This window comes from Streptomyces sp. NPDC001709, assembly GCF_053596375.1.
In genome coordinates this window covers 1-8,201 of sequence record NZ_JBSFGB010000102.1, presented here as the reverse complement: position 1 = coordinate 8,201, position 8,201 = coordinate 1, and the positions used below count along the sequence as shown (strand labels likewise).

The 8,201-nt window shown below is 71.4% G+C and carries 6 protein-coding genes; 3 read left to right on the top strand and 3 right to left on the bottom strand.

The genetic code is table 11. The features are described from left to right. Positions 1-409: 409 nt before the first annotated feature. Complete coding sequence (locus tag ACWC0C_RS47600) at positions 410-961, bottom strand: MarR family winged helix-turn-helix transcriptional regulator (protein ID WP_449200137.1); 552 nt, start codon at positions 959-961, stop codon at positions 410-412. A 122-nt stretch (positions 962-1,083) separates the two neighbouring features. On the opposite strand from ACWC0C_RS47600, the gene ACWC0C_RS47595 reads away from it, so the two are divergent. Then, positions 1,084-2,361, top strand: coding sequence for an MDR family MFS transporter (locus tag ACWC0C_RS47595; protein WP_450871417.1), 1,278 nt, complete (start codon positions 1,084-1,086; stop codon positions 2,359-2,361). Between the two features lie 154 nt (positions 2,362-2,515). On the opposite strand, the gene ACWC0C_RS47590 is transcribed toward ACWC0C_RS47595, so the two are convergent. Together ACWC0C_RS47590 and ACWC0C_RS47585 are read right to left on the bottom strand one after the other, a co-directional pair. Next, the gene (locus ACWC0C_RS47590; RefSeq protein ID WP_450871415.1) at positions 2,516-4,162 is read right to left on the bottom strand and encodes an ATP-binding SpoIIE family protein phosphatase; all 1,647 of its coding nucleotides are present in this window, start codon (positions 4,160-4,162) and stop codon (positions 2,516-2,518) included. A 130-nt stretch (positions 4,163-4,292) separates the two neighbouring features. Beyond that, positions 4,293-5,672, bottom strand: coding sequence for an NAD(P)/FAD-dependent oxidoreductase (locus tag ACWC0C_RS47585; RefSeq protein ID WP_450871413.1), 1,380 nt, complete (start codon positions 5,670-5,672; stop codon positions 4,293-4,295). Positions 5,673-6,051: 379 nt separating this feature from the next. On the opposite strand from ACWC0C_RS47585, the gene ACWC0C_RS47580 reads away from it, so the two are divergent. Together ACWC0C_RS47580 and ACWC0C_RS47575 are read left to right on the top strand one after the other, a co-directional pair. After that, a complete protein-coding gene (locus tag ACWC0C_RS47580; protein WP_449200134.1) occupies positions 6,052-6,822 on the top strand; it encodes a TetR/AcrR family transcriptional regulator in 771 nt (256 codons plus the stop codon). 277 nt (positions 6,823-7,099) lie between these two features. Then, the coding region (locus ACWC0C_RS47575) for an RNA polymerase sigma factor (protein ID WP_450871412.1) at positions 7,100-8,201 on the top strand (1,102 nt) is incomplete at its 3' end.

Here is an 8,201-nt window from a genome sequence, read left to right as displayed (position 1 = left end):
TGCGTTTCCGACTCTATCAGATCTTTTCTCGATCCGATTTCCTCGGTGCTTTCCAGGTTCCCGCTCTCGCGTTTCCCTTTCCGGCGTTTCCGACTCTATCAGATCCTTTCGGCGTCTGACTCCCAGTCAGGGGGGCTTGTCTTCCCGGCCGTTGGGCCGTTCCGACGTCTCAAACCTTAGCGGATCCGCTCGGCGATTCCCAATCGGGCCACCGGGCTTCCATTCGAATTGAATTCGGGCACGCCGAAATCAACCCGGCCGGGAGATCGTGCTGATGGTGTGAGGGGTGCCGCTCGAAGCGGCTGAGTGTTGTCGGAGAACCGTTACGGCTCTGCGGCAACCCGGAGAACTTTACGGATTCGGCAGGGGGGCGTCAACCCGCTCCGTCAAGATTTTTTTCGGGACCGTCTCAGTCGAGGTCGCTGAGGCGGCCGCCGGCGTCCGGCTGGGCGTGCTCCACCCTGCGCAGGAGCCTGGTCAGGACCTCGCCGAGCACCGCGCGCTCCGCCGGAGTGAGGTCCTGGAGCAGGTCCTCCTCGAAGACGGTCGCGAGGCGCATCGCCTCCAGCCACTTCTCTCGCCCCTCCGGGGTCAGCTCGACGATGACCCGCACGCGGTTGGACTCGTCCCGCTCACGGGTGACCAGTCCTTCGGAAACCATGCGGTCGATCCGGTGGGTCATCGCGGCCGGGGTGAGGCCGAGGCGCTTGGCGAGTTCGCTGGGGCCCAGGCGATAGGGGGCGCCGGACAGGACCAGTGCCTTGAGCACCTCCCACTCGGCGTTGCTGATGCCGAGGCCGGAGGTCTGGCGGCCGTAGGCGACGTTCATGCGGCGGTTGAGCCGGGACAGCGCCGAGACGATCTTCTCGACCTGGGGGTCCAGGTCCTGGAACTCGCGCTGGTAGGCGGCGATCTGCTCTTCGAGCGTCGGCTCTGTGACGTCGGGGGCGGTGTCGGCCATGGCCGCAGTATGGCACGCAGGCCCTTTGCGTTGAAGTCCTTCCATGTGTAGTATTTAGCTTCGAACTTTAGCTTTGAAGTCTTCAGGTCTAACTAGTGAGAGAGGTGAACGTGACCAGGGCGATGGGCGCAGCGATGCGCCGGATCCACGTGGGTAACGCACTCAGCGCGTTCGGGCTCGGCTTCACCGTCCCCTACCTGTACGTCTATGTGGCGCAGGTGCGGGGTCTGGGAGCCATGACGGCGGGACTCGTGCTCGCCGTCTTCGCCGTGGCCGCGCTGATCGTTCTGCCGTTCGCCGGCCGGGCGATCGTGCGGCGCGGCCCGCTGCCGGTCCTGCTCGCCGCCCTGGTCACCGCCGCGATCGGGGCGCTGAGCCTGGGTCTCGCGGGCAACGCCGCCGCCGTACTGCTGTCGGCCGCGGCGCTCGGTGCCGGGCAGGCCGTGATGCAGCCGGCGCTGGCGACGATGATCGTGGACTGCTCCACGGCCGACACGCGGTCGCGGGCGTTCGCGATGCAGTTCTTCCTGCAGAACCTGGGGCTCGGTATAGGCGGCCTCATCGGCGGTCACCTCGTCGACACCACGCGCGTGTCGTCGTTCACGCTGCTGTTCGCGATCGAGGCGGCGATGTTCCTGCTGCTGGTCGTGGTGATGGCGACGGTGCGGATGCCGCACTCGCCGCGGATCGAGGACGCGCCGGCCGGTTCGGCGAAGGGCAGCTGGAAGCAGCTGCTCGGGAACCGGGCGATGGTGCAGCTGTGTGTGCTGGGCTTCGTGCTGTTCTTCGCCTGCTACGGCCAGTTCGAGTCCGGGCTGAGCGCGTACGGCGTCGAGGCAGCCGGGATATCCACCTCCGCGCTGGGGACGGCCCTGGCCGCGAACACGCTGATGATCGTGGTCGCCCAGTTCGCCGTGCTGAAGTTCGTGGAGCGGCGCCGGCGCTCCCGTGTCATCGCCGCTGTCGGTCTGATCTGGGCCGTGGCCTGGCTGGCCGCCGGGTATGCGGGGCTGGGGCACGGCAGCCAGGAGATGGCGACGGCCGCGTTCGTGTCGACGTACGCGCTGTTCGGGCTGGGTGAGGCGATGCTGTCGCCGACCGTCGCGCCGCTGGTCGCCGACCTGGCCCCGGAGGGCATGGCCGGGCAGTACAACTCGGCGTTCGCACTGGTCAAGCAGCTGGCGTTGGCCGTCGGGCCGGCAGTGGGCGGGCCGCTGGGTGCCGAGCTGCACGGGCCGTACATCGTGACGTTCCTGCTGTTCTCGCTGGGGATCTCGGTGCTGGCGGTGCGTCTCGGGAGGCAGCTCACCCCGGTGCAGGACCGGCCTTGGCTGGCCCGCGGGACCCGGGTGGTCGCCCGGGGTGGGGCGCCTGCGGAGCCGGTGGCCGCGGAGGCGTAAGGCACCGGTGCTGTAGCCGGGCACATGTCGGGCGCTGCCCGCAGCTACGGCACGGATCCGGATGCGGCGACTGCAACCCCTAGGGGCGCGGGGAACTGCGCGAGCAACCCACCACGCACCCGCGCCCGGCAACGGCGAGAACCCCGAACGGCGCCTAGCCCTTCGGCAGTACGAACTCGCACCACACCGCCTTGCCGCCGCCCGGCGTGCGGCGGCATCCCCAGGTGGACGCGATGGTCGCCACGATGGCGATGCCCCGGCCCGACTCGTCCCCCGGTTCCGCGCGGCGGCGGCGCGGCAGGTGGTCGTCCCCGTCCGTGACCTCGATGATCAGACGGCGGTCGGTGCGGCGGAGGCGGAGACGCATGGGTGGGGTGCCGTGTTGCAGGGAGTTGGCGACCAGCTCGCTCGCGGCGAGGACACCGAGATCGTGCAGCTCGACCGGGAAACGCCAACTCGTCAGCACGCCGGAGGCGAACGCACGGGCGCGAGGCGCCGCTTCGACGCCGCCGAGGAGTTCCAGGGCCGCGTTGCGGAAGAGGTCGCCGTCGGGGCCCGTACGGGCCGGGTGCTGGAGGACGAGGACGGCGACGTCGTCGTCGTGGTCGGCGGTGACGCCGGCGGAGCGCACCAGGCGGTCGCAGATCACCTGCGGGGTGCCCGTAGCGCCCGCGAGGGCGCGTTCGAGTGACGCGATTCCCTCATCCAGGTCCTCGTCACGGCGCTCGACCAGGCCGTCCGTGTAGAGGACCGCCGTCGACCCCGGCCCCAGCGCGATCGAACCCGACGCGTGCATCCAGCCGCCGGTGCCGAGCGGCGGGCCGGTGGGTTCGTCGGCGCGGGAGACCGTGCCGTTCTCGTCGCGGACCAGGATCGGGAGGTGGCCGGCCGAGGCGTAGACCAGCCGGCCCTCGTTGGGGTCGTGGATGGCGTAGACGCAGGTGGCGATCTGGTTGGCGTCGATCTCGATGGCGAGGCCGTCGAGGAGCTGGAGCACCTCGTGCGGGGGCAGGTCCAGACGGGCGTAGGCCCGGACGGCCGTACGGAGCTGGCCCATGACGGCCGCGGCGCGGACGCCCCGGCCCATCACGTCGCCGATCACGAGCGCGGTGCGGCCGCCGCCGAGGGTGATGACGTCGTACCAGTCGCCGCCGACCGCCGCCTCTGTGCCGCCCGGCTGGTAGGTCGCGGCGATGCGCAGGTCGTCGGGCTGTTCCAGCTCCTGCGGGAGCAGGGAGCGCTGGAGGGTCACCGCCGTCTCGCGCTGGCGGCGTTCGCTGGCGCGGAGCCGTTCGGCGGCCTCGGCGTGGTCGGTGACGTCGGTGGCGAACACGAGGACGCCGCCGTCGCGGTCGCCGTCCTCGGCGACGGGGGTGCAGGTGAAGGTGTAGGAGCGGCCGTCGACGGCCTTGCGGGACTTCAGGGTGCGGGGCTTGCCGCTGCGCAGTACCTGGTCGAGGAGCGGGAGCAGGCCCAGTTCCGCGAGTTCGGGCAGCGCCTCGCGGGCGGGTGTGCCGGCGGGTCGTACGCCGAAGGCGGCCACGTAGGCGTCGTTGACGTAGGCGATGCGGTGGTCGGGGCCGTGCACCAGGGCGACCAGGGCCGGGACGCGGTCCAGGACGTCGCGTGCGGGCAGTTCGTCGACGGCCGGGACCGGGGGTCTGTCGCCGGTGGGCTGTTCGGCGCGGGCTGCGGGGACAGAGCCTTCCCCCCGCCGGTCCGGGGAGACCGGGGTCTCGGTCCGCGCGGCGGCGCGGCGCTGCGTTCCGGGGAGCCGGGCGCTCCAGCGCGTGAAGTTCACTTGGGAAGAAGCCTCGTGGGTGCTGTGGGCGGGCGGGCGGCCCGTCCGAGGACGTGGGGCAGTCTGGCAGGGGCGGGCCGCGGCGACATCGGTCAGACGCCTGGGCGGGCCGGGGAGTTCCTGGGTCCGGTCAGGACGACCCCTTCGGGTTGTCCGAGCGGCTGTGAGGAGGCTTTCCACCGGCAGCGAGTTCGAACTCCGCTCGCGGATGTTCGAGCGAACCGAGCGAGACGATCTCCCGTTTAAAGAGCCCGGCGAGGGTCCATTCCGCCAGAACTCGGGCCTTTCGGTTGACGGTGGGCACCCTGCTGAGGTGGTAGACACGGTGCATGAACCAGGCAGGGTAGCCCTTCAGTTTGCGCCCGTAGACCTGGGCGACGCCCTTGTGCAGGCCCAGGGAGGCGACCGAGCCGACGTACTTGTGGGCGTACGTCTCCAGGGGCTCGCCGCGCAGTGCGTGCGCGATGTTGTCACCGAGCGTACGGGCCTGGCGGACGGCGTGCTGGGCGTTCGGCGCGGTCTCGGTGCCGGGCTCGGCCGCGGTGACGTCGGGTACGGCCGCCGCGTCTCCGGCCCCCCAGGCGTGTTCCGTGCCGTCGACGGTGAGCTGGGCGGTGCACTTCAGCCGGCCGCGCTCGGTGAGCGGCAGGTCGGTGGCGGCGAGCAGGGGGTGCGGTTTGACGCCGGCGGTCCACACGACCGTACGGGTCGGGAAGCGCTGGCCGTCGCTGAGGACGGCGACGCGGTCGGCGCAGGAGTCGAGGCGGGTGCCCAGCAGTACCTGGATGTTGCGGCGGCGCAGCTGGGTGACGGTGTAGCGGCCCATCTCCTCGCCGACCTCGGGAAGGATGCGGTCGGAGGCCTCCACGAGGATCCACTTCATGTCCTCGGGGCGGACGTTGTGGTAGTAGCGCGCGGTGTAGCGGGCCATGTCCTCCAGTTCGGCGAGCGCCTCCACGCCCGCGTAGCCGCCGCCCACGAAGACGAAGGTGAGGGCGGCGTCGCGGATCGCGGGGTCGCGGGTGGAGGAGGCGATGTCCATCTGCTCGATGACGTGGTTGCGCAGGCCGATGGCCTCTTCGACGGTCTTGAAGCCGATGCCGTACTCGGCGAGGCCGGGGATGGGCAGCGTGCGGGAGACGGAGCCGGGGGCGAGCACGAGTTCGTCGTAACCGAGCAGTTCTGCCGGTTTTCCCTCCTCGGCGGTGGCGAGCGTCGTGACGGCGGCGGTGCGCACCGCGTGGTCGATGGAGGTGACCTCCCCGACGACGACATGGCACTGGTCCAGGACGCGGCGCAGCGGTACGACGACATGGCGAGGGGAAATCGAACCCGCGGCTGCTTCGGGAAGGAATGGCTGGTACGTCATATAGGGGTCGGGAGTGACGACGGTGATGTCGACGTCACCCCGCCTGAGCTCGGCCTTCAGCTTCCGCTGCAGACGCAGGGCCGTGTACATCCCGACGTAGCCGCCGCCGACAACCAGAATGCGCGCACGTTCCTTCACCATCCCATGACGCACCGGGCGCAGTTGTTTGTCCACAGCCCCGGCAATTTGTGTGACCGGCGGTCGGGTGTGCGCAGGGCCGGGCGCGGTGTCCGGGCAGGACGAAAGGGGCCAGGTCAGCGCGGGCGGGCGAGGGGGAGCGAAGGCGGCGAATGGGGACGTACGAGACCCGTACTCCGATCGGGGGGCGCACTGTGCGGAACCTGCCCCTTCTGAATTGACTTCCTCTCAACTATGTTCGTGTGTCGACGGGGTGTAGGGATTGTGGTCGAACGGGTGCCGCGACGGGCGGACCCGGTCGAAACCGTGGTCAGTTCCATGCACGCCGGATTCAGTGGCGGGGAGAGTCTCCGGGGGGAGACGTCATTTACCGGGGGAACACATGCATGTTCAGGACACGCATTGGTCATCTGCAGCCGCCATCGCACCCGGTGGCGGGGCGGTGAGCGCGGCGGTGGGCAATGGACGCGCGGACGGGGCGCGTACCACACCGCTGCGGGTGGACGCTCAGCGCAATCTGGAGCACGTGCTGCGTGCGGCGCGTGAGGTCTTCGGCGAGCTGGGGTACGGCGCGCCGATGGAGGACGTGGCGCGGCGCGCGCGGGTGGGCGTCGGCACGGTGTACCGGCGCTTTCCCAGCAAGGACGTGCTGGTCAGGCGGATAGCCGAGGAGGAGACCGCGCGGCTGACCGAGCAGGCGCGGGCCGCGCTCGGGCAGGAGGACGAGCCGTGGTCGGCGCTGTCCCGGTTCCTGCGGACGTCCGTGGCCTCGGGGGCGGGGCGGTTGCTGCCGCCGCAGGTGCTCGTCGGCCCCGCCGGTTCGGCCGAGGGCGGTGCTCCGGGGGTCTTGGCCGAAGAGGCCCGGGTGCCACAGCAGCGGGTGCAGCCGGGGACCGGTGAGCTTCGGCTGGTGCCGGGGGAGTCCGCTGGGGCCGCCGATGACAGCGGGGTCGGAGCGTTGCTCGATGTGGTGGGCCAGCTGGTGGAGCGGGCCCGGGCGGCGGGTGAGCTGCGGACGGATGTGTCCGTCGGGGATGTGCTGCTGGTGATCGCCACGGCGGCGCCGTCCCTGCCGGATGCGGCGCAGCAGGCCGCGGCTTCTGCGCGCTTGCTGGACATTTTGCTGGAGGGGCTGCGGTCGCGTCCCGCGTAGGGGTTCGACAGTCGGTTCGTGGTGGATGGACCCGTCGTCTTCGGGCTGCGGGTTCATCGTGGCTGATCGCGCCCACGCGGCGGAGCCGTATCTCGGACACGGCCCCGCACCCCTTGGGGAACTGCGGTTCCCTCGTTCGAGTGGTGATCGTAGGCCCGTGGTGACAAGGGCCCTCGGATGAGTGGATGCCGTGAACACGGGGTCCTTGAACAATAGACGATGTGGCACCCTGAGCCGGTGACGGGTTGGGCTGGGCCGGTGCCGGGGGCGTTGCGCGATGGGCGTTGACGGGTGGGACGAGTCACGCGGTGACGACGCGGGCGCGGAGGCCGCCGCCGGCCTGACCCCGCCCCAGGTACCGAAGCAGGGCGGGCGTCCGGCTTCCGCCGGCGGGCGGAGCGGCGAGAGCGTGCCCGCCCAGCGCGCGGGCAGCGCCCTGCCGCCGCCCCGGGAGACGCCGCCCGACGACGGCGCGCTGATCCAGCGGATGCGCGGCGGCGACGATTCCGCGTACGAGGAGCTCTACCGCCGGCACGCGGACGCCGTACGGCGGTATGCGCGCACCTGCTGCCGCGACGGGCACACCGCCGACGACCTCACCGCGGAAGTGTTCGCGCGGATGCTGCAGGCCGTGCGCGGCGGATCCGGGCCCGAGCATGCCGTACGGTCCTATCTGCTGACCTCCCTGCGGCGCGTCGCCGCGCACTGGACCAAGTCCGCCCGGCGCGAGCAGCTCGTCGACGACTTCGCCGTCTTCGCCCAGCAGGCCTCGCGCGCCTCCGAGGCGGCCGACGACGGCACGGCGAACCTCGGCGCCGATGTGCGGGCGATGCACGACGCCGAGCAGTCCATGGCCATGCAGGCATTCCGCTCGCTGCCCGAGCGCTGGCAGGCCGTGCTGTGGCACACCGAGGTCGAGGACGAGTCCCCGAGCGAGGTGGCCGTCCTGTTCGGACTGGACGCCAACGGCACCCGGGTCCTCGCCAGCCGCGCGCGCGAGGGGCTGAAGCAGGCCTATCTCCAGGCCCATGTCAGCGCTTCCCTCGCCGGCGACCAGGAGTGCGCCCGCTACGCCGACCAGCTCGGCACCTACGCCCGCCGCAAACTGCGCATCCGCGCCGAGCGGGGCCTGCGCAAGCACCTGGAGGAGTGCGCCAAGTGCCGGCTGGCGGCCGCGCAGATCGAAGAGGTCGCCGGCGGTATCCCCGGTGTCGTCCCGGTCGCGGTCATCGGCTGGTTCGGGGCCGCCGGGTACGCCAAGGCGCTCGGGATCATCGCCGGAAGTGCGGGGGTCGGAGCGGCGGGTGCCGCCGCGGCCACCGGGTCGTCCGGCGGGGCCGGCGGCGCGGGCGGCGGCGCCGCGGCCGCGGAGGTGGCAC